Origin of the sequence: Occultella glacieicola (assembly GCF_004353825.1) — a bacterium.
In the GTDB taxonomy this organism is placed as follows: Bacteria; Actinomycetota; Actinomycetes; order Actinomycetales; family Beutenbergiaceae; genus Occultella; species Occultella glacieicola.
In genome coordinates, this window is sequence record NZ_SMNA01000013.1 from 117,388 (window position 1) to 141,730 (window position 24,343).

Sequence of the window (24,343 nt, forward strand, 5' to 3'; positions counted from 1 at the left end):
GCTGGTCAGCCTATGCCCATCGGCCGGACCCGTGAGGACACGTGAGGACACGTGAGGACACGTGAAGACACGTGAGGACCCGGTCGGCACGAGGGACGACGACGAACGGGGCGGCCCGGCGCTCATGCGCCGGACCGCCCCGTCCCGGGTCGTGGACTCACTCGAGCCCGACGGCGGCCTTGCGTCGTTCTTCCCGCCGGCCCTGGCGCCGAGCGCCGTGGGAGACGATGCCCGTGAAGATCAGGACGACGCCGTAGACCAGCAGCCGGCCGGTCTGGCCGTCGGACAGCAGGTGGTCGTAGATGTTCGTGCCGAACTGGTCGAGCCGCTCGAACACCGGCGCGGCCTGCTCGTCCAGGAAGTCCAGCACGACGCGGGGCACGGCGAGGAACGCGGCGCCGATGAGGGCACCGACCGAGCCCATCACGATCGAGCCCACCGAGGACCAGCGGGCCGCGACGAAGAGCGCGACGAGCGCGAGGATGCCCCCGCCGAGCTCGATGAACCCGGCCACGTTGATCTGGTCGAGGTTGGTGGTCTGCGCGTGCTGGATCCGGTCACCGCCGTCGGCGATCAGGAACCAGGAGACCGGGGTGAACACCAGGGCGATGAGGATGGCCCACCAGTGGGCGGCGGTGCGGGACTGCGGGCCTTCGTCCCAGTCCTCGAACGGGTCGTCCTCCCCGCGTGTGGCCGTCCGGTCGGCCACCGGGGCGTCGGCCCGGGCGTCGCCGGTCCCGGCCGCGACGGCGGCCGCACCGGCTCCCGGTCCCGGGTCCGGTTCTGCCGTGGTCGTCTCGGGCGCGGAGCCCACGGCCGTGGTGCCGGCCGTGCTCGTGCCGGCCGCCGTGGTTCCGGCCGCTGCTCCGGCCTCCTCGGCGGAGGCGGCGCTCTCTCCGGACGGACGGCCGAACCGGCGCGCACGCTCGGCGCGGATCGCCTCGTCCTCCTCGCGGGTGGGGGCAGGGGGCACGTCGTCCTCCAGGGGGTCGTCGGCGTCGAGGGCCTGGGGGGTGTCCTCGACGGGGCGGGTCGTGGGTCGCTCGGTCGCCGGCAGGTCGCTGCCTGCCGTGGTCACCGGCGCGGCAGGGAGGTCGGTGCCGGCCGCCGTGGGTTCGTCGGCGACGTCGGACTCGGAGACCGGCTCGATGGGGTCGGCGGGTTCATCCGGGGGGCCGGCCGTCTCGACGATCGGGTCCGGCGCCACGGCGGGCTCGGTCGGCACGGCGGCGCCGGTGTCCGTCGACGGGGTGGGCAGCACGCCGCCCTGCGTGGGCGCGTTTGGAGTCGCGGCGGTGTCGTCGGCGGGTGCGGGGTTCACCTCGTCCTTGTCACCTGCGCGGGGCGGGTCGGTACTCACTGGATCCTCCAAGATCGTCGTGTGGAGTCACCGTAGCGAGGCGGGCCGTGCACATCCGAGGGGCGCGCCGAACCGGCCCGGCACCGAAAACACGCAACGACGGCGCCCGTCGGGCGCCGTCGTCACCTTCAGTGGCGTACGAGCGATCAAGCGTGCACATCCGGTTCGGGTCGCTACGGGACGGATCCCGGTCGCCCGGTCCTATTCGTGGACCTATCGCGCGTGGGTACTCGCCGCTGCTGGAGTTGTTCTCCATGTCTACTCCTTCTGGCTGGGGTTGGGAAGAGGACCAACGTCCCGGCTCCGCGCCCGTGTCCACAGGAGGAGCCCGATCCATCACCGTCCACAGCGGGCCCGGCGCGGCCGTGGACGGGCCGGGCCCCGTGGGCATGCTCAAGGCCCGACCCGAGGAGTCATGGTGTCCCTGGAGCAACCGTTCATCGCCCTGCGTTCGGCCGACGCCACCCTGATCGAGGCGGTGCGGGCGGTCACCTCCCTCGCCGGCGTGCCGCTGGCCATCCACCCACCGGCCGCCGGCCCCCCGGAGGCGGGGCTGCTCTTGGACAGCGCCACCGAGTGGGGTCCGCAGGACCCGTCGTGGACGGAGCTACGGCACCGTTCCGCGTGGGTCAGTGCCGTGCCGGAGGCACAAGCGCCCGACGGCGGAGCGTGCCTGGTTCTCCCGGGTGACGCCGAGCAGGTGCTCGCCAGGGCCAGGGCCGGCACCCGGACCCGGCGCGCGCAGGTGGTCGGCGTGGTCGGGGCGCGCGGTGGCGTGGGCACGTCCGCGCTGGCCACCGCGCTCGCTCGGGCGTGCGCGGACGCCGGTCTTGGCGTGGCCCTCGCCGACCTGGACGTGACCGGGGCCGGCGTGGAACTCCTTCTGGGCATCGAGCACGAGGGCGGGGTCCGGTGGGCCGACCTGGCCGGGGGCCGCGGCGCCTACGACGCCGAGTCCATCTCGGTGGCACTACCGGTCTGGCACGGCGTACACGTGCTCTCCGCGGACTGGCGGGGCGGCCCGGCGCCCGGCGCCGAGACCCCGGTCCTGGACGCCCTCGCCGCTGCCCATGACGTGCTGGTCCTCGACCTCGCGCGGGGTCCGGCGGAGCCTGGGCAGGAGAACGCGGCCGCCTTCTGCGACGTGGTCCTGGTGCTCGCGACCTGTGACGTCGCCTCCGCCGCAGGCGCCCAGGTGGTGGCGCGCGCGGTGACCGGCGCGGACGTGCGCCTGGTGGTGCGGGGGCCGGCGCCCGGTGGGCTGACGGCGGAGGAGATCGCGCAGACCTGCGACCTGCCGTTGGAGCTGACGATGCGTCCCGAGCGGTCCCTCGCCGCCGCCGTCGAACGTGGCGTCGCGCCCGGGGAGCAGCGCCGCGGGCCGTTGATCCGAGGGGCGCGCACCCTCGTGGGCCGACTCGGTCTCGCGGACTGACCGGCGCGACCGTGACGAACCCCGGCATCACCGGAGTGCGCGACCGCCTTCTCGCGGGCGACCGGGCCGCGAGCGCGGACCCGGGGCAGGTCGCCCGAGCGGTCCGGGAGACGTCCTCCACGCAGGGGGACCGGGACCTGATCGCCCTGGCCCGGGACGCCCGCGCCGAACTCCTCGGCGCCGGGCCGGTGCTGCAGCCGCTCCTCGACGACCCGCTCGTGACCGACGTCCTGGTCAACGCCGACCAGGGCGTCTGGACGGACCGTGGCGACGGCCTGCGGCGCGTGCCCGCGGCCGGACTCGGCGACACCCGGGCGCTGGCGACCCGGCTCGCGGCGGTCGCCGGGCAGCGACTGGATGACGCGGCGCCGGTGGCCGAGGGGCGCCTGCCGGACGGCACCCGGCTGCACGCCGTGCTCGCCCCACTCAGCGCCGAAGGTGCGCTGATCTCCCTACGTACCGTCCGCCGTCAGGCATTCCGCCTCCCCGAACTCGTGGCCGGCGGCTTCCTCGACGACCGGGCCGCCCAGATCCTCGCCCAGCTCGTGCGGGTCCGTGCGAACGTCCTGGTCAGCGGCGCGACCGGCAGCGGGAAGACCACGCTGCTCGCGAGCATGCTCTCGATCGTGCCGGCGGACGAACGGATCGTGTGCATCGAGGAGGCCGCCGAGCTCGCCCCCGACCACCCGCACGTGGTGCATCTGCAGGTGCGGCGGCCGAACGTCCAGGGCGTCGGCGGGATCGGGCTGGACTACCTGGTGCGGACGGCCATGCGGATGCGCCCGGACCGGTTGGTGCTGGGGGAGTGCCGCGGAGCGGAGGTGCGGGAGGTGCTCGGTGCCCTGAACACCGGGCACGACGGCGGCTGGGCCACCGTGCATGCGAACGCCGCGACCGACGTCCCGGCCCGCCTGGCGGCGCTCGGGTCCCTCGCCGGACTCAGTCCCGCGGCCGTCGCGGTCCAGGCGCTCAGCGCCGTCGACGCGGTCGTGCATCTGCGCCGGACGGAGGGGCGACGCCACGTCGACCAGATCGCCGTCCTCGAGCCCGACGGCGATGGCGGCATGCGCTGTGAGGTTGCCATGGGCGGGGACGGCCACGGCGGCTGGTGGTGGGGCCCGGGCTGGCCGGCGCTCGCCGAGCGTCTGGACTCGGCGCGATGAGTGGCGCGGCCGTACTGGCGGCCCTGCTCGGCGTGGTCGCCGTGTGGCTGCTGACGGCGTCCGGTCACCGGGGCCCGCCGACCAGCCGGCGCCGGCCCGGGCCGGGTACCGATCGCCGCCGCCCGGGCGGCCGGACTCGTGGGTGGGGCCGGCGGCGGACGGAGTCGCAGCTGCGGATCGGGGAGGTACTCGTGGAGGTTGCCGCGAGGCTACGGTCCGGTTCCGACGTCGGGTCCGCATGGCAGAAGGCGCTCACCGGCTCCGGCACGGAGGGCCCGTTGTCCGCCGTGAGTGCGACCGACCCGGCGCCGGAGCGGATGCCGACGTCCGTGGCGGGGCCGAGGGCTCCTGCCGTGCGACGTCCGCCACCGGTCCCCGGCGCAGCGCCCGAGGCACGCGATGCTGCTCCCGGTGTCCCCGCTCCACTGGCCGAACTCGCCAGCCGGGTGGGTGCCGGCCCGGACGCCGCCCAGGTGGCCGGCGCGATCGCCGCCTGCCGGGTCGCCCATCGTGTCGGCACGCCTTTGGCGGACGTGCTCGAGCGTTGCGCCGGCGGCTTGGTGGAGTCGGCGGAGGCGGCGTCGGCGCGGCGCACGGCGCTGGCGGGCCCGAGGTCGACGGCGCGCCTGCTCGCCTGGCTGCCGCTGGCCGGGGTGCTGCTCGGGACCGCACTGGGTGCCGACCCGGTCGGCGTGCTGCTCGGCGGTGGGGTCGGCGGGCTGTGCCTCGTGCTCGGCGGCGCGTTCCTGATCGTCGGCCGGCGTTGGGTCGCCGCCCTGGTGCATCGGGCCGAACGGGCCGGTGGCGCATGAGCGGAGCTTCGAGTGGAGCCGGTCGGGTGGGTGTGCGTGGCGGGTCGGGTCGAACGGACCTGGTCGGTGCGAGATGCGGGTCGGGTCGAACCGGCCGGATCGGCCTGGACGGCGGCTCGGGATGAGTCCGGCCTGGCTCGCCGCGGCGCTCCTCGTGCTCGCGTCCCTGCCGTGGGCGGTGCGACGCCCACGGGTCGCCCACGCGCCGCCGGCCCGGCCCGGCCCGGCGACCGAGCCCGGCGAACGGGGCCGCTTCCGGTGGTGGCGGGGGCAGCGCCGACCGACCGACCCGGTCGTCGATCCCGCCGTGGTGCTCGACCTTCTCGACGCGACCCTCGCGGCGGGGGTGTCGATCCCGGCGGCCCTCGATGCGCTCGGGCAGGCCCTGCCGGCGACCCAGGGCGAACCGCTCCGGCGGGTCGCCGGTGCCCTCCGGCTCGGTGCCGACTGGGACCAGGCCTGGCAGGGGACCGACGACTCCTGGGCCGCGGTGTCGCGTGCCCTGGCCCCGGCCTGGTGCGACGGTGTCGCCCCCGGAGCGGGGCTGCGCCAGGCCGCCGAAGGAATCCGCGCCCGCCGCGGCGCGAGTGCCCGCGAGGCCGCCGCCCGCCTCGGGGTGCAGCTCGTACTCCCACTCGGGCTGTGCCTGCTCCCGGCGTTCGTGCTGCTCGGGTTGGTTCCGGTGCTGTTGTCCACGGGTGTCGACCTGCTCGGCCCATGAGTCGGTCGTGGGCCGGTCTGGTCGCGTCGGCCGGGACGTTGAACTGACGTGCCCACTTCGTCGGTGTGCGCCGGCCCGCTCCCGGTCGATGCCGAGCCGTCCACAGGTGCCCCCGGGACCGATGCGGCCCGTGGCCGGCGACCTTCACAGTGGAGCCAGGACGGGGTCGATCGATCCCGGCGACGAGAGGAACATGATGAGAATCTCCATGATGAGAGCCGGCGCGTGGCGCCGGGTCGTGGTGGGGCTGCGCCGGTCCACCGAGGGAGTGCACCGCAGGGTCGCCACCGGTCTGCACCGCCGCTTCGCGCTGCTGCGGCGCACTGCGGAGGCGGGCATGGCCACCGCCGAGTACGCCATCGCGACCCTGGCCGCGGTCGCCTTCGCGGGTCTGCTGCTGGTGATCCTGCGCAGCGACGAGGTCCGTGGCCTCCTGCTCGGGATCATCCGGCAGGCGCTGTCGGTGGGCGGCTGAGTCGGGTGCGGGCGCCCGTGGCGCCGCGGCGGGGGTGTACCCGCGCCCGGCGGTTGCGCGTCGATGCGGCTGTGATCCGCGGCCCGCGCGGCGCCGGATCCGGTCGCGGCATCGATCGTGGCTCCGTCACGGCCGAGTTCGCGATCGTGCTGCCCGCGGTGGTCCTGGTGCTGGTCGCCGTGCTGCTCGTGGCGGCGGCGGCGGCCACGCAGGTGCGGTGCACTGACGCAGCCCGGGCGGGCGCCCGCGCTGCCGCGCTCGGCTCCGGTGAGGCCGAGGTCGCCGCGATCGCCTCGGACCTCGCCGGGGAGCAGGCGCGGGTGTCGGTGAGCTCCGCCGACGGCTGGGTGGTGGTTCGGGTGACCGCGCCCGTGGCCACCGGCCCGTTCGGGGCCGCGGGACTCACGGCCTCCGCGCAGTTCTCCGCGCGCGCCGAACCGGGCAGCGAGCCATGAGCGGGAGCACGGGGGCATTGCACGGTCGGTCGACCGGTCCCGGGCGCGCCGACGAGGACCATCGGCGGACTCCCACCGGCGCGGACCATCGGTGGACTCCCACCGGTGCCCGGGACCGCGGGTCGGCGACGATCCTGGTGCTCGGCATCGTCGCGTCGGCGCTGGTGCTCGCCGTGCTGCTCGGTGGCCTGGCCCGGGTCACCGGCGCGCGGGGCCTGGCGCAGGGGGCCGCCGATCTGGCCGCCATCGCCGGTGCGGAGGCAGCAGTCGGCCGTACCGGCGACCCGTGTGCGGCCGCGGCCACGGTGGCGCGACGCCATGGCGTGACGCTCGACTCCTGCGGCGTGTCGGCGGGTGGCCTGGTGACCGTCGAGGTCGGGGTCGCGGTCACGCCGCTGCCCGGATGGTCGACCAGGGCCACGGCCCAGGCCCGGGCCGGACCGGTCGGGCTCGGCTGAGACCGGTCGCCGGCGCGTGAGCCCGCGGCGCACAAATCGCCTTGATCCCGGCTGGGTTCCGGGGCAGGGTCGCCTGCGATGACCTCGACACCGAACCACGCCGACGCTCCAGGGACGCCCGACCCGGACGGCGTCCCCGCCACCGGCGACACCGCCACGTACCCAACCGACATCGGGTCGGCCACCTCGTCGGCGAGCGGTAAGCCCGTGGACCTGGCTGGCGTCAGCGACGATGCCGCCTCCCCGGCCGACCGTTCGACCGCGGGGCAGGCAGACGGCTCCGCTCCGCCACCGGCGGGCTCGGGGACCCGGCTGACCTTCAACGCCCCGCTCTCGGCCGAGCGAGCCCTCCGGCTGGCGACCGACCTCGCCGCGACGAACCCGTCGCTGGTGGTGGACCTCGGCTGCGGGTGGGCCGAGCTTCTGCTGATGACGCTGGCCGGAGCGCGGGAGGCGCACGGGGTCGGCGTCGACACCCACGTCCCGGACCTCGCACGCGCACGGGCCACGGCTGCCGCGCGGGGACTCGCCGGCCGCGTCGACCTGGTCGACGGGGCGGCGGCGGATCACACCGAGGTGGCCGACGTCGTGTTGAACATCGGCGCGTTCCACGCCTTCGGCTCGATCCCCGAGGCCCTGACGGCACTGCGCGCGCGGGTGCGCGACGGCGGGCGGCTGCTGTTCGGGGTCGAGTACTGGGAGCACCCGCCCACTTCGACCGAGCTCGCGAACCTCTGGGAGGGCACCACCGTCGACGACTGCCCCTCGCTCGCGGACCTGGTCGATCAGGCCGTCGCCGCCGGGTTCCGCCCGATCCGCACCGAGACCGTCACCCGGGGCGAGTGGGAGGAGTACGAGTCCGGGCACATGGCCGACCGGGAGCTCTGGCTCGCGGCCAATCCGGACCACCCCGACGCCGAGGCGGTCCGCCACTCCCTGGACGAACAGCGCTCGATCTGGCTCCGCGGCCACCGGGACGTCCTGGGCTTCGCGTACCTGACGCTCGTGGCCGTGCGGGTACCGTAGCCGGCGGGTGACCGAGGCCGCGCTGGCGAACCACGCGTAGGAGTCCGAACCGCAGCGCTCGCCGCGCCTGCACGAGTCGAGCGGTCCGCGCCGCCGGCCACGCGCCGGACCGAACCGGACCGCCCCACCGCCGACGAGCGTCCCCGCACCGCCCGGGCCACGAGCCGGACGACCTACCGCGCGGGTCAGTCGTCCGCCGCGAACTCGCCGGTGAACGGGATCGGCTCGATGACGTCGACCAGGACACCGCCGGGCGCGACGACGATGAAGTGCCGCTGCCCGAAGTCCTCCGAACGGAGTTCGAGCGCGACCCGGACGTCACCACCTGCCGTGAGCCGGGCGTAGGCGTCGTCGACTTGATCCACTTCGATGTTCAGCAGAACCCCGGTGGCGGCGGTGCCGAACCCGTGGGGAATCGTCGGGTGGTCTGCGGCGACGAACGCCAGTTCCCAGGTGCCCTGGCGCAGCGAGACGTACCAGTCGGCCTCGAACACGGTCTCGAATCCGAACCGCTCCGTGAAGAACCTGGCGCTGGCGGCCACGTCCGTGCTCATCAGGACCGGGTAGCTGCTGGTGATCATGATGCCTCCAGTATAGATACAGACTGTATGTATAGAGTGAGGCTAGGATACGTACAGATTGTTTGTAAAGGGGTTGCTGATGGCGAGAGCGAGCAAGGCTCAGAGCGAGGCGACCGAGCGGCGCCTGCGCGAGGTGGCGCGCGAACTGTTCGCCGAACACGGCTATGCGGCCGTCGGGCTGGAACGCGTCGCGGAGGCAGCCGGGGTGACCCGCGGCGCGGTCTACCACCACTTCGGCGACAAACTGGGACTCTTCGCCGCCGTGCTCGCCGATGCCCACGCCGGCATCGGTGCCGCGGTTGCCGACGCCGCTCCGGGACGGGGCTGGCAGGCCATCAAGGACGGGAGCGCGGCGTTCCTGCGGGCCGCCGTGGATCCGGGCATCCGCCGGATCGTGCTCGTGGACGGGCCCGCCGTCATCGGCTGGGAGTCCTGGCGACGGATGGACGCCGACCACTCCGCGCACCTGCTGGCCGAAGGGCTCGCCGAGCTGGACGACCTGGCCGTGGACCCCGGCGCCGCGGGTGCACTGCTCGGCGGCGCGATGAACGAGGCGGCCATCTGGATCGCCGACGGTGGCGACCCGATCCTCGCCGAGGCGGCCCTGAACCGGATGATCGACGCGCTCCGCCGCTGAGCACGGACCCCAACACCCGATCACGGTGCCGGCCCGTTCGGACCCCGGCTACGCGCGTGGTCCGACGCGGATCGGCACCGCTGTCGGACGGTCCTGAGACACTGATCGCATGACCGATCGGGACACGCTGGAAGTGCTCCTGACCGGTCGCCGTGAACGGGACAGTCTCCGACACGTCGAACGGATCCCGGCCCGTGCCGGGCGCACCGCCGCGTGGCCGCAGTGGGCGGACCCGGACCTGGTGGCCGCCTACCGTGCCCGCGGCGTCGCCGAGCCCTGGGTGCACCAGGTGGAGGCCGCCGAGGCCGCCTGGGCCGGTGACCACGTGGTGCTCGCGACGTCCACGGGGTCCGGCAAGTCGCTGGCCGGCTGGCTCCCGGCGATCACGGCGATCCGCGCCCAGACCCCCGGCACCAGGATCTCCACGATCACCCGCCGCCCCAGCGTGCTCTACCTCAGCCCCACCAAGGCGCTGGCGGCCGACCAGCTGCACGGGCTGACCGAGCTGCTCCGCGCCGGCGGGATCCGGGACGTCCGCGCCGTCACCTGTGACGGCGACACCCCGCTGAACGAGCGCGACTGGGCCCGTGACTACGCCGACATCGTCCTGACCAACCCGGACTTCCTGCACTTCTCCATGCTCAGTGGCCACAAGCGCTGGCAGCGTCTGCTGCGGGGGCTGCGGTACATCGTCGTGGACGAGTGTCATGCCTACCGGGGGGTGCTCGGCGCGCACGTCTCGCTGGTGCTGCGCCGGCTGCTGCGCCTCGCCGAACACTACGGGGCGAGCCCGACGGCGATCCTGGCGTCGGCCACCACGGGGGAGCCGGAGACGACGGCGGCCCGCCTGCTCGGCGTGGACGTCGCCTCCGTGCACGCCGTCACCGAGGACGCCTCCCCGGCCGGCCGGCGCACCATCGCGCTCTGGATGCCGCCGCTGCTCACCGACACCACGGACGTCGGCGAGGACGACTTCGTCGACCAGGACCCCCCACCGGGGGTGCCGACCGGCGCCCCCGAGGACGGCCCGCGGCGCTCGGCCCTGTCGGAGACCGCGGACCTGCTCACCGACCTGGTCCGGACCCGACGCCGCACCCTGGCGTTCGTGCGCTCGCGGATCGGTGCCGAGGTGATCGCGGACCACACCCGGGACCGGCTCGGCCGGCGGTGGCGGCCGCCCGGTTCAGATTCGGGCCCCGACGGCGGTGCGAGCGGTACGACCCCAGCGGACGGTACGAACCCGGAGGACCTGGCCGACCGGGTCGCCGCCTACCGTGGTGGCTACCTGCCCGAGGAGCGCCGCGAGCTCGAGGCCGCACTGCGCACCGGTGACCTGCTCGCGCTCGCCTCCACGAACGCCCTCGAACTCGGGGTGGACATCTCCGGCCTGGACGCGGTCCTGATCGCTGGCTGGCCGGGCACCCGGGTGTCGCTGTGGCAGCAGGTCGGCCGGGCCGGCCGGGCCGGGGCCGAGGGGCTGGCCGTGCTCATCGCCAGTGACGACCCGCTCGACTCCTACCTGGTCCATCACCCGGAGGCGATCTTCGGGGTCGGCGTCGAGGCGACGGCGTTCGACCCGACCAATCCCTATGTGCTCGCGCCGCATCTGTGCGCGGCGGCCGCCGAGCTCCCGCTGACCGAAGGCGACCTGGCCCGGTTCGGTCTCGCCGACGCCGCGCTGCCAGACGAGCTCGTCGCTCGCGGGCTGCTCCGCAAGCGGCCCGGGGGCTGGTACTGGAACTACGCCAGGCCCGAGCATCCCGCCGGGCTGACCGATCTGCGCGGTGGCAGCGACGCCCAGGTCCAGGTGGTCGAGGAGGGCACCGGCCGGGTGCTCGGCACCGTCGACGGCGACCGCGCCGACGCCACCGTGCACGAGGGGGCCGTGTACACACACCAGGGCCGCACCTACCGGGTCGAGCACTACGGTGACGACGTCGCTCTGGTCACCGCCCAGCGGCTCGGCTACCGCACCCGGGCCCGCTCGGACACCCACGTCCGGATCGTCGGCACGGACGCGGAGCAGCGGTGGGGACCGTTCCGGTGGAACTACGGCCACCTCGAGGTGACCGCCCGCGTGAACGGCTACGACCGGCGCCGGCTCCCCGGTATGGAGATCATCGCGTCCTACCCGCTGGACCTGCCCGAGCGCACCCTGCACACCACCGGCACCTGGTGGCACGTGGACGCCTCGGTGCTCGCCGAGTCGGGCGTCGGCCCCGGCGACCTGCCCGGGGCACTGCACGCCGCCGAGCACGCCGCGATCGGTCTGCTCCCGCTCATCGCCACCTGCGACCGGTGGGACGTCGGCGGGCTCTCGACGGCGGTCCACGCCGACACGTTCGAGCCCACCGTGTTCGTCTACGACGGGTTCCCCGGCGGAGCCGGGTTCGCTCAGCGCGGCTTCACGGCGGCCCGCACCTGGATCGCGGCCACCCGGGACGCCGTCGCGTCGTGCCCCTGCGCGACCGGATGCCCGAGTTGCGTGCAGTCGCCCAAGTGCGGGAACAACAACAATCCCCTCGACAAGGCCGGGGCCCTCATCGTCCTCGGACTGCTCCTCGAGCACGCGCCGGGTTGATCTGGTCCGGCGCCCTCGCGGATGGCTACCGTGGGCGGGTGACCACCACGCGGACCCGCCGGCTCTCGCACACCCAGCAGCGCATCATCGACGAACTCGGCGTGCCCGCCGACTTCGATGCCGTGACCGAGACCGAGCGGCGGGTCGAGTTCCTCGCCGAGTACCTGCGCCGCACCGGTGCCGCCGGCTACGTCCTCGGGATCAGCGGCGGGGTGGACTCCACGACCGGCGGTCGCCTCGCGCAGTTGGCCGTCGAGCGGCTCCGGGGCGAGGGCCGCGAGGCCGCGTTCGTCGCGGTCCGGCTGCCCTACCAGGTGCAGGCGGACGAGGCGGACGCTCAGGTGGCGATCGCCTTCGTCGGGGCGGACGAGGTACTCACGGTGAACATCGCCGAACCCACCGACACCATGGTCGCCGCGGTCCGTGCCGGCGGCGTCACCGCCCCCAGCGACGCCGCGGCCGACTTCGTCAAGGGCAACGTCAAGGCACGTCAGCGGATGATCGCCCAGTACACGGTCGCGGGCGCCCGGAACCTGCTCGTCATCGGCACCGACCACGCCGCCGAGGCCGTCACCGGCTTCTACACCAAGTACGGCGACGGTGCCTGCGACCTGACCCCCCTCGCCGGGCTCACGAAGCGACGGGTCCGGGCGATCGCCGCGCACCTGGGTGCCCCGGCGACCCTGGTCGCCAAGATCCCGACGGCGGACCTCGAGGACGGCAAGCCGGGCAACCCGGACGAGGTTGCCCTCGGCGTCACCTACGAGGCGATCGACACCTACCTCGAGGGCGGCGAGGTCGCCGACGTCGACCGCGAGACGATCGAGGGTGCGTTCGCACGGACCGCCCACAAGCGGGCGATGCCGGTCACCCCGGACGACCTCGACCGCGGCTGAGACGCCGCTGGGATCGGGGGCCGTCCGGGTCGACCAGATCGGCCGGCCGGCTCACGGTCCCGAATCCTCGCGGTCCCGACGCCTCCACTCAGCCGCGGTCGAAGAGACCGTCGACGTTCGGCAGTTCCTGGAACCCTGTGAACGTCCCGTTCTCGGCGATCTCCCGGGCGACGCCGAGGAACGCGCCCCAGGCGGCGCGGGCGAGGGTGCCGCCGATGCTGATCCGCCGCACGCCCAGCGAGGCCGCCTGTTCGACGGTGATGAACGGGGCGTTGATCAACAGGTTCACCGGCTTCGGAGCCGCGGCGGCGACGACCGCCTCGATGTCCGCGACCGAGCTGATCCGGGGGGCGTACAGACAGTCGGCACCCGCCTCGGCGTAGGCGCGCAGGCGGCGCACGGTCTCGGCGATGTCCGGTCGCCCGACCACGAAGCCCTCCGACCGCGCCGTCAGCAGCACCCCGGAGCCGCTCGCGTCGATCGCCCCCCGGGCCGCGCGGACCCGTTCGACCGACAACTCGAACGGCAGCAGTGGCTCGTCCGGGTCGTGGGAGGAGTCCTCGATGGACAGGCCGGCGACACCGGTCTCGACGGCGCGGCCGACGTTCGCGGCGACCTGCGCGGGATCGACGGCGTACCCGCCCTCGAAGTCGGCGTTCACCGGGAGTTCGACCGCCTCGACGATCTCACGCAGGTGATCGAGCACTCGGTCGAGTCCGACCTTGGTGTCCGCCCGACCGCGGGTCCACGCGAACCCCGAACTCGTGGTCGCCAACGCCGGGAAGCCGAACCCTTCCAGCGCCCGCGCGGTCCCGGGATCCCACGGGTTGGGCATCACGAAGCAGCCGCCGGAGTGCAGGCGGTGGAACACGGCGATGCGATCGGCCCGGATACCCATGGCGACACCTCGAGTGCGAATCGGCTTGGGCCGGGATTCTACTCCGCGGGGCGGGTGCGCGCGGGCTTCGTCAGCCACCTCGGGTCAGCCCACGTCGACTCCGACCAGGGCCACCGCACCCCCGACGACGTCGATCCGCAGACTGGTGGGGCCGGGAGCGGCGGGCGCCGACCCCCGCCACGAGGTCCCGGTCCAGCCGCCGGGCACCGGGGCGTCGCCGAGCCGAACGGCCACGATGCCCGACGGCGTGGGGCACTCGGTCCGGAGGGTCACCGTGATCGTCGGTGCGTGCACGTCGGGGCCGCCGACGTGCAGGTCGTAGGCAACGTGCTGACCCGTGACCAGGTGCACGGTGAAGATGCCCGCCCGGGCGCGTTCACCGGGGTCCGCGGCGAACGGGTTCACGCCGGGCTCGCCGCCTGAGTACCGGACCGTCACCGACGCGCCCGCCCACGGTTCGCCCGTCGTCCCGGCGGATGTCTCGGCGCCGGTGAACGCGTAGGCGGGCAGCGCGAGCGGGGCACGGTGCAGCAGGGCCGCGATCACCTCGCCGTGCCAGGTGCAGTTCGCCAGCCGCACGGCCTCGACCAGAGCGAGCAGCGTTGCCCAGGCGGCCTCGCCGTCGGGCCGGCTCCCGGTGCCGTCCACGTACGCGAGGACCGCGTCCCACCCGGGCGGCGGCACCACCACGGCGGGGGAGTGCGGGTTGTCGACCTTCTTCCAGGTCCAGAAGTTCCAGCCGATGCCCTCGGCCGTGTAGAGCCCGAACGCGGCGGCGAGCCAGTCGGTGCCGTTCTCACCACCCTCGCCCATGTAGATCGGCAGGCCGAGGCGGTCCCGGACCTCGAGGTAGCGGGCGATCCCGGCCCGGTCCGGCGTGGCCCAGTACCGGTGGAACTGGATCGCGGAGTTCGCGTCCCAGACCTCCGTGAAGATGGCCACGTCGCTGGCCCAGTGCGTGCCCTCGTACATGATCAGGTGGTCGGGGTCGATCGCGCGGATCGTCGCGGTGAGGTCGCGGTACAGGGCGACCAGGTCGGCGGCGTGGTCGACCGCATGCTCGTTCGGCAGCGGTTCGTTGAGCAGGTCATAGGCGGCGACGACCGGTTCGCCCGCGTACCGGCGGGCCAGCTCGGCCCACAGCGACACGGTCAGGGCGCGGTAGGCCGGGTCGGTGAACAGCTCCGGCCGCCCGCGCGGCGAGTCGTCGATGTTCGTGCCGGTCTGCCCGCCGGGCGCACCGTGCAGGTCCAGGACCACGTGCAGGCCGTGGCTGCGGCACCAGTCGATGCAGTCGTCCAGGAGGGCGAACCCGCCGGCGAGGAACCCGCCGGTCTCGTCCATCACCACCCGGGAGTTGATCGGCAGGCGCACATGGTCGAAGCCCTGCGCGGCGATCTCGGCCACGTCGGCCTCGGTGAAGAACGTTGCCCGCCACCGGCTCCAGAAGTCGGCGGCCCGGTCCGCGCCGACGAGGTCGGCGAACAGGGTCTCGATCTCCCGTGGCGACTGCGCGGGCACGCCGGTGCCAGGTGACCCACCGGGCCGGAAACCCCACATGTAGCCCTCGGGCAGCAGCCAGGTACCGATCCCGACCCCGCGCTCGAGCGCGGGGGCGCCGGTGGCGTCCACGATCCTGGTGCCCGCCCGGCGCACGAACCCGCGCGTCGGCGCGGCCGGACGGGTGTCGGTGACCGGGCTCAGGGGCGTCCGGGTGGCGGGCGCCGCAGGGGCCGCCGTGCCGGGGGCGGTGGACGTCATGCTCGGACCGGGCTCGGGTCGGCGAACTCGAGGGCGGTGACCCCGCGCACGCCACCGTCGATGGCGACGTCGACCCGGGCCCGGATGTCCGCGACCGAGCGGCCCACATGGACCCGGTAGGTCCCGCCGACGCGCCTCCACCCGGGCGCCTCGGGCGCCCACCGCTCCAGGGCGCGTGCCGGCACCGGCACGTCCACCGCGGCCCCGGCCCCAGCCGCGACTTCGACCGTCGCGAAGGCGGCCAGCCGCAGCATCCCCGGATCACCGGGCCGCTCGAGGTAGACCTGGACCACCTCGCGCCCGTCCCGACCACCGACATTGGTGACGTCCACGGCCACCGACAGTCCGCCGTCGGGCCCGGAGGCGACGGTGACACCGCCGTAGGCGAAGTCGGTCCAGCCGAGGCCGTGCCCGAACGGGAGCGCCGGGGTGCGGTCAAGGCGCTGCCAGCCGAGATAGCCCACGTCCGTGCCCTCGCGGTAGTCGATCACGCCGTCGACGGGGATGCCGTCCGGCACCGGGACGTCGGCGGCGTCCGCGGGTAGCGTCCACGGCAGCCGGCCGGCCGGCTCGGAGCGACCCAGCAGCACGTCGGCCAGGGCGTGCCCGAACTCCTGCCCGGGCAGCCAGGCCCAGAGCACCGTGTCGACCTCGGCCAGCCACGGCATCAGCACCGGGGCGCCGGCGTTGACCACGACCACGGTGCGGGGGTTCGCGGCCGCGACCCGGTGGACCAGCTCGTCCTGCCGGCCGGGCAGCGCGAGCGAGGCCCGGTCCCAGCCCTCGCTCTCCACCTCGGCGTTCGTGCCGACCACCACGACCGCGACGTCCGACCGGGCGGCCAGGGCCACGGCGGTCTCGATCTCGGCGTCGGCGTCCGGGCCGGGCCGGGCGTGCCGCAGGGTGGCACTGATGAGCCGCCCGTACTGGCCGGTGTCCACGACGTGCAGCCGCAGTTCGACCTCGATGTCACGCGACCCCTCGACCGCGACCGGCACCCTCACGCCCTCGGGGGCGTTCACCGACGAGTTCAGCACCGCCCGGGCGCCGTCGTCGTCTCGGACGCTGGCCACGAGCTCGCCGTCGACGAGCACGTCGTGGTAGCCGATCGCGCCGAGCTCCAGTTCGTGGCTGCCGTCACCGGTCAGGTGGACGATCGTGCGGAGCACGAGGCCGGCGGTCCGCTCCGGGAAGCCGTGGTGCCAGGTCCAGTCGGTGCGGAGCTGCGACTCCTGCGCCAGGACGGTGCCGGCCGCGTCGTGGGCGCTCAGCCGTACGCCGGGCGCGCCGGTGACCGGGTCCGTGGTCAGGTCCGCCTCGAGCATCGGCGCGTGGTCGAGCACGCCGCCACCACGGGCGAAGCGGACGACGGCGCCGGTGCCGTCGAGCGCGTCGGTGAGGCCCTCGAGGGGGCTCACCTCGCGCTCCACGCGTACCTTCGCGCTGCCGCCGCCCTGGACGTACGGCTCGGCGGCGTTGGCGCCGATGAGCGCGACCGCGGTGGTGGCGCTCAGGTTGGGAGCCCCCGCGTCGAGCGGCCAGGCCGCGCCTCGGCGCAGCACCACCGTGGCGCGCGCGGCCAGGTCGCGGGCGACCACCCGGCCCTCCTCGACCAGGTGCGCCGGGATCGGCGGGCGACCCACGCCGTCGAGCTTGCCGACCCGGGCGGCCAGGCGCAGCAGCCGGACCACCTTGTCGTCGATGAGCGACTCGGACACCTCGCCGGCCTCGACCGCCGCCACGAGTGCCTCGTGCCACGGCCCGTGCGGGCCGGGCATGACCAGGTCCATGCCGGCGTTCGCCGTCGGGGCGGTCGTCCGGGCCGCGGCCCAGTCGCTGACCACGAGCCCGTCGTAGCCCCACTCCTGCTTCAGCAGACCGGTCAGGAGCCCCCGGTGCTCGCCGGCCGGCGCCGCCTCGACGCCGTCGTCGAGACCGTTGTAGGCGGACATCACCGTCCACGCACCGGCCTCGATCACGCCGCGGTGGAACGGCGGCAGGTAGACCTCGCGCAGGGCGACCTCGTCCACCCGGGCGGTGTAGGTGGTGCGGTCGGTCTCGGAGTCGTTCGCCACGAAGTGCTTCGCGCATGCGGCCACGCCAAGGCCCTGCATGGCGGCGATCACGGCGGCGCCGACCTCCGCCGTCAGGTGGGGGTCCTCGCTGTGGTTCTCGAAGTGCCGCCCGCCGACCGGGGTGCGTTGCAGGTTCAGCACCGGGGCCAGGACCACGTCCACGCCGCGGCGCCGGGCCGCGGCCGCGAAGAACCGGCCGATCCGCGCCGCCTGCTCGGTGTCCCAGGTCGCCGCGAGGGCGCTCGGGGCCGGGAGCGAGGTCGAGGTGCCGGCACCGATGCCGCGTACTCCGGCCGGGCCGTCGGACATCACCACCTCGGCGAGCCCGATGCCCGGGTGGGCATGGGTGGACCAGGCGGTCGCACCTGTGAGCAGGGTGACCTTCTCGGTCAGGGTCAGCGAGGCCACCCGGGTGCGGAGGTCGTCGGTGGGCAGGGAGGTCATCGAGATCCGATCGTTGCTACGGGAAGGTTTCGAGTGGTCCGGGAGAGCCGGGGAAGTCGTCTACAGTCGCCGACATGGGAACCGATCCGGACGTGGCGGCGTCCTCCGCGTCCACCGCGGCCGCGGCGGTTGCGGCGGACCGGAGGGCGGACGGCGTGCAGAAGCAGCGCACCCGGCGCCGCCGGCAGGAGATCCTCGAGGTGGCCTCGCAAACGTTCGCCACCCGGGGCTTCTACAACGCGTCTCTGGCCGAGATCGCCGAGGAGGTCGGCATCTCCGCGGCCGGGATCCTGCACCACTTCAAGACCAAGGACCAGCTCCTCACCGAGTTGCTGCACCACCGGGACATGGCGGACATCGAGGAGGCCGGCCACGGCCGGGGCCTGCACGGCCTGGAGTTCCTCCACCACCTCGTGGACACCGCAGCCCGCAACTCCACCCGGCCCGGCATCACCCAGCTGTACACGGTGCTTTCGGCGGAGTCGGTGACCACGGACCACCCGGCGCAGGCGTGGTTCCGGGACCGCTACGACGGGCTGCGCGCCATGGTCACCGAGGCGCTCACCGAGGCCCGGGACATCGGCGAGCTGCGCGGGGACGCGGACATCGCCGAGACCGCCACGGCGATCATCGCGGTGATGGACGGACTGCAGATCCAATGGTTGCTCGCTCCCGAGACGGTGGACATGGAGGCAGTGACCAGGCGGACGATCGAGGCGTTGATCGACGCACTGGTCCCGGAGGAGGACTGAGGCTCAGCCCTTGATCGCGCCGGTGAGCACGCCCTTCGTGAAGTACCGCTGCGCGAACGGGTAGAGCAGCAGGATCGGGATCGTGGCCACCACGATCACCGCCATCTGCAGCGTCTGCCCCGGTGGGGGTGGCTGGTCGGGCGCCTGGATCGAGGTCAGTGCCGAGCCCTGCACCACGTACTGGTTCAGGACCACCTGGATCGGCCACTTCGTGGTGTCGTTCAGGTAGATCATCGCGTTGAAGAACGCGTTCCAGTACCCGACCGCGTAGAACAGCGCGATCACCGCGAGCACCGCCTTGGACAGCGGCAGCACGATCTGGGTGAAGATCCGCAGGTCGCTGGCGCCGTCGAGACGGGCCGACTCCAGAAGCTCCGAGGGCAGGCCCATGAAGAAGTTCCGGACCACCACCATGTTGAACGCCGAGATCAGCCCCGGGATGATCAGCGACCAGTACGTGTCCAGCATCCCCAGGGAGCGCACCAGTAGGTAGTTCGGGATGATCCCGGCCCCGAACAGCATCGTGCACAGCACCAGGACGAGCACGAACTTCGCGCCGGGCACGTCCCGGGTGCGCATCAGCCCGTAGGCGAGGGTGGTCGTGAAGATCATCGACAGCGTGGTCCCCACGGCCGTGATGCCGATCGAGACGAGCATGGCCCGGGTGACCACGTCCCCGCCGAGGATCGAGCGGTAGGCGTCCAGGGAGAACGACGTCGGGAACAGGCCACCGGACGCGGCCGCCTCGCGGGAGGCGAAGCTCATCGCGATGACGTACACGAACGGATACAGCATCACCAGCACGATGAACGCGATCGTGAGCGCCTTGGCCGCCTGGACGGGCTTCGACGGGACGCCCATCCAGACCGGCCGGCCGGGGTGCCGGGGCCGCCGGTCCGCGGTCTCGCCCGTGGGGGCTGCGGTGGGGAGCAGGGCCGCCATCAGAACAGTCCTTCCGTGCCGAGTCGCTTGGCGAACTTGTTGGCGGCGATCACCAGGATGGTGCCGATCACGCCCTTGAACAGGCCGGCCGCGGTGGACAGGCCCCAGTCCCCGCCGGCGATGCCGCGGTAGTAGACGAAGGTGTCCAGCACCTCGGCGGCGGCAGACCCGACGGCCGGCTGCTGCAGGAGCAGCTGCTCGAAGCCGACGGTGAGGACGTTCCCGATGGTCAGGATCAGCAGCAGCGTGATCACCGGCACCAGCCCGGGCAGGGTCACGTGCCAGGTGCGCCGCATCGAGCCGGCACCGTCGACCGCGGCGGCCTCGTAGAGCTCGTTCGGGATCGCGGTGATGGCGGCGAAGAAGATGATCGTGCCCCAGCCGATGTCCTTCCAGACCACCTGGGAGACCACCAGGGCCTTGAACGTCTCGGGGTCGGACATGATGTTGACGCCGTCGATGCCGATGGTGGCGAACAGTTCGGCCACCGGGCCGGCCCCGCCCAGGACCTGCTGCCAGATCGCGATGACGATCACCCAGGAGATGAAGTGGGGCAGGTACACGATGGACTGCACCACCCGCTTGATCCGCTCCGAGATGAGTGAGTTCAGCAGCAGCGCGAGCAGGATCGGGGCCGGGAACGCGAACACGATCTGCAGGAACGAGATCACCAGGGTGTTCGTCAGCGCCCGCAGGAACTGCGGGTCGTTGAACATCGCGGCGAAGTTCTGCAGGCCCACCCATTCGGAGCCGCCGATGCCCCAGTAGGGGGAGTAGTCCTGGAACGCGACCACGTTCCCGGCGAGCGGCAGGTAGGCGAAGAGCAGGAAGAACAGCAGGCCCGGCACGATGAACAGGTAGGTGGCCCGTTCGCGCTTCATCCGCGTCCACACCGAGGCCCGCCCGCGGGCGTCGCGGCCGCGGGTGCGCCCACTCGGGCCGCCGGTGCGCTTGCTCGGCGCCTCGGGCGACCCGTCCGTCCCGCGGCCGCCGGCGCGTCCCGGCCCCGCCGCCCCGGTGGCTCCTCCCGGCGGGTCGGTGGCCGATGTGGTCCGTGCGCTGATCGACACGGGCTCAGGCCTCGTCGAGCGCGGCCTGGTAGGCGTCGCGGACCGCGTCGCCACCGGCGGCGCGCCAGGCCTCGCGGTACTCCTCGATCGCGCTCAGATCCATCCGACCGGAGGCGATCCCGCCGCGGTAGTCGGTGTCCACCTCGGACATCCGGGCGCCGTTCTCCACGGCAGCCTCGTTGTAGATCCCGACGACGGGGCTCGGCACGGTCGCAGCGGTCAGGACCTCGACGCACTCGCGGAAGTTGTCGACGAACTCGAGCGCATTCGCCGGGATGTTGAAGGACGGCGACTTGAACGCGCCCAACCACTGCAGCGCCGCCCGGTCCGCGTTGGCGGTCTCGTCATCGAGACTGACGATCTCGTTGTCCGGGCCGAACTCGTAGTTGTAGCCCTCCACGCCGGTGTGGATGAACAGGGCTTCCGTGCTGCCGTCCGGGGCGCGCCAGTAGTTGATGACGTTCAGCAGTTCGGTGAGTCGCTCCGGGTCCTGCGCGGCCTTCGCCGAGATCGCGACCATGCCCCAGTACCCGTCGTTGCGCTGGATCAGCAGGTCGCCGCCGTCGAACGCCGGAGGCACGAACAGGCCGGGTGCGGCTCCCGGCGTGATGTCCACGGTGTCCCGGAAGATCCCGGCGCCGAAGAAGCCGTTGAAGGAGTCCACGGTGAGCGCCACCTGGCCGTTCGTGAACAGCTCGGCGGCCTGGTTGCCCTGGGTCGCCAGCGCCAGGGCGTCCGGGTGGTAGACCCCGGCGTTCCACAGGCTGTTGTGGAACGTGAGCACGTCGGCGTAGGCGTCGGTCTCGATGATGTTGACGACCTTGCCGGCGTCGTCGACCTGCCAGGTGGTGCCGGCCCGGAACATCCACTCGACGTAGGACTGGGCCTTGCCGTCGAAGGCCGCGATGCCCCAGTGCTGCTTGCCGTTGACGGACCCGAGGGCGGCGATGTCGCTCATCATCTGCAGGTAGCCGTCGGCGTCGCCGGGAATCGCGTCGTATCCGGCCGCGGCCATGAGGTCGTAGCGGATGGCCGGGAAGTTCGTGAGGTAGGGGTCCTCGTTCGGGACGCCGAAGAGGTGCCCGTTCTTCGCGGAGGCCGACCAGGCGTTGGTGGCGACGTTCGCGAGGTTGGGCCACTGCAGGATCCCGTCGCCGGCGAGCACCTCGGACAGGTCGGCGAACACGCCGTCGTTGATCGCCTGGGCGGCCACGGCGTTCGTGTCCTGCACGAAGGACAGGTCCGGGATCTCCCCGGAGGCGATCGTGGTCGCCATCTTCTCGTTGTAGGTGTCGAACGCCACCAGGGTCGGCTTGAACTCGCCACCGAGGCGCTCATTCAAGCTGACCCAGTACTCGTTGGCCGGGACGTCCTGCGGCGGGGCCCCCCACAGCACCTGGAACGTGCTGACCTCACCACCGGACAGCGGCGGGGAGTCCACCGAGTCGGTGTACTCGGCGATCGGCTGGGTGTAGATGGCGGGCATCCCCTCCACCTCGCTGACCAGGCCGCCGGGGATCTCCGGTGGCGCCACGTAGGTGGGCAGTTCCAGCTCGACGGACTCGCTGAGGTCCGGGCGCTGGCCACCACTCCCGCCGGACGAGCACGACGCCAGGGCGACCCCGGCGGTGGTGGCACCGGCGACGGTGAGGAACCCGCGGCGGGTCAGGGGGACGTTGATTCGGGCTTGCGACATGGGCGTTCTCCTTGGACGTGGCGACTCTGCCGACGTCCAAGAACGCTAGACCCGAATCCGGATTGTGTCTAACACTCGTTAAGTAACATGGTCTGACCTGCGGAAACGTGCCACAAGAGCTAGTCGAGGCCCGCTGTGACCGTCATGGCGCCACCCTCGACGGTGACGTCCAGGGGTGCGCTGACCAGGGTCGAGGTGGCCGGGTGTGCCATCCCCTCGTTCCCGAGGTCCTCGCCGTAGAAGCTGAGGCCGAGCCCGACGAACAGGCGATAGTCGCCGTCCGCGATGGGGCCGTCCGGATCGCCGGTGCAGGTGGCCGTGAGCGGGTGCCAGGCCGCGCCGGAGATGGTCAGCCGTCCGTCGGCCGCGATCTCGTAGGGCAGGTCGCCGCCGGCCGTCCAGTACTCGACCACCACGCCGTCGAGATCCGTGATGACGGTCGTGACCTCGCCCATCATGCCGCCGAGGGGTACGTCGGCCAGGGAGCCGAACTCGAGGTCGAGGGTGACGCCGCGCGAACTGCCGGGACCGGCGTCGGTGTCGGTCGCCGAGGGCAGGTGCGGGCCGGGATCGGTGCCGACGGTCAGCCACAGGGGGTTCTCCGCCGCCGCCGGGATCATCGCGCCGCACTCCGGGAGGAAGCCCACCGCGCCCGCCCCGTCCGGCGGCTCCGACGTCGCCTCGCCCTCCTGCGCGGGGTCCGTGGCCGGGTCCTCGCCGTTCGCCGCGGGCAGCGTGGCCACCCCGCCCGAGATCAGCAGCGGCGGGCCGCCGGCCAGCCAGGATGCCACCGGGACGTCCGCGCCCGGCGACCCGCCGCCGTCTCCGGTCCCGCCCGGAGCGCCCGGGCCGGGGATGCTCACGGTGTCCGTGGCGGCCACGTGGTAGAGCCCGTCGGGCATCGGAGCGCCGCGGGCCACGTCGCCCGCGCCGCAGGACACCAGCGAGACGCGCGCGATGACCGATGCGGCGCCGCCCACGGGCAGGTCGGCGGTCCCGGCGGCCTCCGCGCCGGCGTCGGAGCGCCCGACGCCCACCACCAGCTGCGTGTCCGGGTCGAGCAGCAGGACGTCGGCGCCCGCCGCCGGCGTCGTGACGTCGGTGTCACCGATGTTCGTGAGGTGGGTGATCAGGTCGATCCGCGGTCCGTCACCGGACGCGACCGTCGGACTGCTCGCCGCCAACCAGCTGTCGGCCTCGATCACGGCCTGTGGCAGGTCGACGGCGTCCGGTGCGCTCAGTCCGCAGGCGGTGAAGGCGTCGGGCACCGGGCCCAGGACCCAGTTCGGCCGGCTGTTCTGCCAGGTCAGGACGCCCGCAGCGACCAGCCCGGCCACACAGAGGGTCCCGACCGCCACGGAGCCGGCGCGGCTCACGGCGCGGCGGCGGCGGACCCGACGGCGGATCGCGCCCAGATGCTCGGCGAACGGTTCAGGCTCCGGCACGGACTCCCGGGCCGTGCCCGCGAGCAGGTCGGTGAGGTTCATGACGTCGCCTCCCCGGCGGTGGTCGGCACGGGTTCGGCCGGCCGGCGCCCGGGCCGGGGCCCATCGGGGTGCCGCGCCGGTCGGTGCCCATCTTGGTCGCCCGGCTCGGCCGCCCTGTGCGGCCGGCCCAGCTGCGCGGACAGTGCCGTGTTCGCGTCGCTCAGGTAGCGCTTCACCGTGCCCTGCGCGATCCCGAGCTCGTCCGCGATCTGCGGCACGGTCAGGTCCACGTAGTACCGCAGCACCACGCACGCGCGCTCGCGCGGGCTCAGGGTGCGCAGTGCGGCGGTGACGTCGACGCGGACCGACACGACGCCGTCGGGCTCCAAGGACTCCTCGGGCGCCGCGAACAGGTGCCGCACCCGGGCCCACCGCCGGTGCCTGCGGTAGGCGTCCAGGTAGAGGGTCAGGATCGCCCGCCGCACGTACGCCTCGACGTCCTCGACGTCGCGGTTACGGCGCGAGCCGGCGAAGACTTTGACGAGCGCGTCCTGGACGAGGTCCTCGGCGCCCCTGCGCTCACCGACCAGGAGGGAGGCGTACCGCAACAGGGCGGTGCCGCGCTCGCGGACCAGTTCGGTCAGGGCATCGTCGCCGTCCATCACCCACCTCGTTGCC

General features: G+C 73.5%; 22 protein-coding genes. 12 read left to right on the forward strand and 10 right to left on the reverse strand.

What is annotated here, in order from left to right; all coding sequences use genetic code 11:
• Positions 1-157: 157 nt before the first annotated feature.
• Positions 158-1,360, reverse strand: a complete 1,203-nt coding sequence (locus EXU48_RS21240) for a hypothetical protein (RefSeq protein ID WP_165962934.1) — start codon at positions 1,358-1,360, stop codon at positions 158-160.
• Positions 1,361-1,775: 415 nt separating this feature from the next.
• Between EXU48_RS21240 and ssd the strand changes: the two genes are divergently transcribed.
• The 8 genes from ssd (at position 1,776) to EXU48_RS21280 (ending at position 7,905) form a co-directional block, all read left to right on the forward strand.
• On the forward strand, positions 1,776-2,795 hold the full coding sequence (ssd, locus tag EXU48_RS24640) for a septum site-determining protein Ssd (protein ID WP_165962935.1): 1,020 nt from the start codon (positions 1,776-1,778) through the stop codon (positions 2,793-2,795).
• 11 nt (positions 2,796-2,806) lie between these two features.
• Positions 2,807-3,958: a TadA family conjugal transfer-associated ATPase gene (locus EXU48_RS21250; protein WP_133109692.1), complete on the forward strand. Its 1,152-nt coding sequence runs from the start codon at positions 2,807-2,809 to the stop codon at positions 3,956-3,958.
• Positions 3,955-4,770, forward strand: coding sequence for a hypothetical protein (locus tag EXU48_RS21255; protein ID WP_133109693.1), 816 nt, complete (start codon positions 3,955-3,957; stop codon positions 4,768-4,770). The genes EXU48_RS21250 and EXU48_RS21255 overlap by 4 nt, the downstream gene beginning before the upstream one ends.
• Positions 4,771-4,891: 121 nt before the next feature.
• Complete coding sequence (locus EXU48_RS21260) at positions 4,892-5,491, forward strand: type II secretion system F family protein (RefSeq protein WP_133109694.1); 600 nt, start codon at positions 4,892-4,894, stop codon at positions 5,489-5,491.
• A 193-nt stretch (positions 5,492-5,684) separates the two neighbouring features.
• The gene (locus tag EXU48_RS21265; RefSeq protein WP_133109695.1) at positions 5,685-5,966 is read left to right on the forward strand and encodes a DUF4244 domain-containing protein; all 282 of its coding nucleotides are present in this window, start codon (positions 5,685-5,687) and stop codon (positions 5,964-5,966) included.
• A 71-nt stretch (positions 5,967-6,037) separates the two neighbouring features.
• Complete coding sequence (locus EXU48_RS21270; protein ID WP_235857184.1) at positions 6,038-6,421, forward strand: TadE family type IV pilus minor pilin; 384 nt, start codon at positions 6,038-6,040, stop codon at positions 6,419-6,421.
• Positions 6,418-6,879 (forward strand): Rv3654c family TadE-like protein, encoded by a 462-nt coding sequence (locus tag EXU48_RS21275; protein ID WP_133109696.1) that lies wholly within the window; start codon positions 6,418-6,420, stop codon positions 6,877-6,879. Before EXU48_RS21270 ends, EXU48_RS21275 begins: the two co-directional genes overlap by 4 nt.
• 78 nt (positions 6,880-6,957) lie before the next feature.
• On the forward strand, positions 6,958-7,905 hold the full coding sequence (locus EXU48_RS21280) for an SAM-dependent methyltransferase (RefSeq protein WP_133109697.1): 948 nt from the start codon (positions 6,958-6,960) through the stop codon (positions 7,903-7,905).
• 185 nt (positions 7,906-8,090) lie between these two features.
• Here EXU48_RS21280 and EXU48_RS21285 read toward each other — a convergent pair whose 3' ends face one another.
• Entirely contained in the window at positions 8,091-8,486 is a 396-nt protein-coding gene (locus tag EXU48_RS21285) for a VOC family protein (RefSeq protein WP_235857185.1), read from the reverse strand.
• 79 nt (positions 8,487-8,565) lie between these two features.
• Between EXU48_RS21285 and EXU48_RS21290 the strand changes: the two genes are divergently transcribed.
• From EXU48_RS21290 to nadE, 3 genes are all read left to right on the forward strand, one after another.
• Positions 8,566-9,123, forward strand: coding sequence for a TetR family transcriptional regulator (locus tag EXU48_RS21290; protein ID WP_133109699.1), 558 nt, complete (start codon positions 8,566-8,568; stop codon positions 9,121-9,123).
• A 109-nt stretch (positions 9,124-9,232) separates the two neighbouring features.
• Entirely contained in the window at positions 9,233-11,704 is a 2,472-nt protein-coding gene (locus EXU48_RS21295; RefSeq protein ID WP_133109700.1) for a DEAD/DEAH box helicase, read from the forward strand.
• Positions 11,705-11,742: 38 nt separating this feature from the next.
• Positions 11,743-12,600 (forward strand): ammonia-dependent NAD(+) synthetase, encoded by an 858-nt coding sequence (gene nadE / locus EXU48_RS21300; protein WP_235857186.1) that lies wholly within the window; start codon positions 11,743-11,745, stop codon positions 12,598-12,600.
• An 88-nt stretch (positions 12,601-12,688) separates the two neighbouring features.
• On the opposite strand, the gene EXU48_RS21305 is transcribed toward nadE, so the two are convergent.
• The 3 genes from EXU48_RS21305 to EXU48_RS21315 form a co-directional block, all read right to left on the reverse strand.
• Positions 12,689-13,498, reverse strand: coding sequence for an isocitrate lyase/PEP mutase family protein (locus EXU48_RS21305; protein WP_133109702.1), 810 nt, complete (start codon positions 13,496-13,498; stop codon positions 12,689-12,691).
• Positions 13,499-13,582: 84 nt separating this feature from the next.
• Positions 13,583-15,259 (reverse strand): cellulase family glycosylhydrolase, encoded by a 1,677-nt coding sequence (locus EXU48_RS21310; RefSeq protein ID WP_133109703.1) that lies wholly within the window; start codon positions 15,257-15,259, stop codon positions 13,583-13,585.
• The gene (locus EXU48_RS21315; RefSeq protein ID WP_133109704.1) at positions 15,256-17,778 is read right to left on the reverse strand and encodes a glycoside hydrolase family 3 protein; all 2,523 of its coding nucleotides are present in this window, start codon (positions 17,776-17,778) and stop codon (positions 15,256-15,258) included. The genes EXU48_RS21310 and EXU48_RS21315 overlap by 4 nt, the downstream gene beginning before the upstream one ends.
• Before the next feature lie 74 nt (positions 17,779-17,852).
• Between EXU48_RS21315 and EXU48_RS21320 the strand changes: the two genes are divergently transcribed.
• Positions 17,853-18,530: a TetR/AcrR family transcriptional regulator gene (locus EXU48_RS21320; RefSeq protein ID WP_133109705.1), complete on the forward strand. Its 678-nt coding sequence runs from the start codon at positions 17,853-17,855 to the stop codon at positions 18,528-18,530.
• Between the two features lie 3 nt (positions 18,531-18,533).
• Here the strand turns inward: EXU48_RS21320 and EXU48_RS21325 are convergent, their stop codons facing one another.
• From EXU48_RS21325 to EXU48_RS21345, 5 genes are all read right to left on the reverse strand, one after another.
• Positions 18,534-19,472 carry a carbohydrate ABC transporter permease gene (locus EXU48_RS21325; protein ID WP_133109706.1) on the reverse strand — a complete coding sequence of 313 codons (939 nt, stop codon included), beginning with the start codon at positions 19,470-19,472 and terminating at the stop codon, positions 18,534-18,536.
• Positions 19,472-20,353, reverse strand: a complete 882-nt coding sequence (locus EXU48_RS21330; RefSeq protein ID WP_133109707.1) for an ABC transporter permease — start codon at positions 20,351-20,353, stop codon at positions 19,472-19,474. Before EXU48_RS21330 ends, EXU48_RS21325 begins: the two co-directional genes overlap by 1 nt.
• A gap of 193 nt (positions 20,354-20,546) precedes the next feature.
• Positions 20,547-22,238 (reverse strand): type 2 periplasmic-binding domain-containing protein, encoded by a 1,692-nt coding sequence (locus EXU48_RS21335; protein ID WP_133109708.1) that lies wholly within the window; start codon positions 22,236-22,238, stop codon positions 20,547-20,549.
• A 119-nt stretch (positions 22,239-22,357) separates the two neighbouring features.
• A complete protein-coding gene (locus tag EXU48_RS21340; RefSeq protein WP_133109709.1) occupies positions 22,358-23,725 on the reverse strand; it encodes a hypothetical protein in 1,368 nt (455 codons plus the stop codon).
• Positions 23,722-24,327 (reverse strand): sigma-70 family RNA polymerase sigma factor, encoded by a 606-nt coding sequence (locus EXU48_RS21345; protein WP_133109710.1) that lies wholly within the window; start codon positions 24,325-24,327, stop codon positions 23,722-23,724. The genes EXU48_RS21340 and EXU48_RS21345 overlap by 4 nt, the downstream gene beginning before the upstream one ends.
• Positions 24,328-24,343 lie beyond the last annotated feature (16 nt).

Coding starts and splice junctions, on each gene's coding strand:
- EXU48_RS21310 (WP_133109703.1), bottom strand. CDS start 15,259: ATGACGTCCACCGCCCCCGGCACGGCGGCCCCTGCGGCGCCCGCCACC.
- EXU48_RS21335 (WP_133109708.1), bottom strand. CDS start 22,238: ATGTCGCAAGCCCGAATCAACGTCCCCCTGACCCGCCGCGGGTTCCTC.
- EXU48_RS21295 (WP_133109700.1), top strand. CDS start 9,233: ATGACCGATCGGGACACGCTGGAAGTGCTCCTGACCGGTCGCCGTGAA.
- ssd (WP_165962935.1), top strand. CDS start 1,776: ATGGTGTCCCTGGAGCAACCGTTCATCGCCCTGCGTTCGGCCGACGCC.
- EXU48_RS21340 (WP_133109709.1), bottom strand. CDS start 23,725: ATGAACCTCACCGACCTGCTCGCGGGCACGGCCCGGGAGTCCGTGCCG.
- EXU48_RS21265 (WP_133109695.1), top strand. CDS start 5,685: ATGATGAGAATCTCCATGATGAGAGCCGGCGCGTGGCGCCGGGTCGTG.
- EXU48_RS21345 (WP_133109710.1), bottom strand. CDS start 24,327: ATGGACGGCGACGATGCCCTGACCGAACTGGTCCGCGAGCGCGGCACC.
- EXU48_RS21260 (WP_133109694.1), top strand. CDS start 4,892: ATGAGTCCGGCCTGGCTCGCCGCGGCGCTCCTCGTGCTCGCGTCCCTG.
- EXU48_RS21285 (WP_235857185.1), bottom strand. CDS start 8,486: ATGATCACCAGCAGCTACCCGGTCCTGATGAGCACGGACGTGGCCGCC.
- EXU48_RS21280 (WP_133109697.1), top strand. CDS start 6,958: ATGACCTCGACACCGAACCACGCCGACGCTCCAGGGACGCCCGACCCG.
- EXU48_RS21255 (WP_133109693.1), top strand. CDS start 3,955: ATGAGTGGCGCGGCCGTACTGGCGGCCCTGCTCGGCGTGGTCGCCGTG.
- EXU48_RS21275 (WP_133109696.1), top strand. CDS start 6,418: ATGAGCGGGAGCACGGGGGCATTGCACGGTCGGTCGACCGGTCCCGGG.
- EXU48_RS21305 (WP_133109702.1), bottom strand. CDS start 13,498: ATGGGTATCCGGGCCGATCGCATCGCCGTGTTCCACCGCCTGCACTCC.
- EXU48_RS21320 (WP_133109705.1), top strand. CDS start 17,853: ATGGGAACCGATCCGGACGTGGCGGCGTCCTCCGCGTCCACCGCGGCC.
- EXU48_RS21330 (WP_133109707.1), bottom strand. CDS start 20,353: ATGAAGCGCGAACGGGCCACCTACCTGTTCATCGTGCCGGGCCTGCTG.
- EXU48_RS21290 (WP_133109699.1), top strand. CDS start 8,566: ATGGCGAGAGCGAGCAAGGCTCAGAGCGAGGCGACCGAGCGGCGCCTG.
- EXU48_RS21325 (WP_133109706.1), bottom strand. CDS start 19,472: ATGGCGGCCCTGCTCCCCACCGCAGCCCCCACGGGCGAGACCGCGGAC.
- EXU48_RS21315 (WP_133109704.1), bottom strand. CDS start 17,778: ATGACCTCCCTGCCCACCGACGACCTCCGCACCCGGGTGGCCTCGCTG.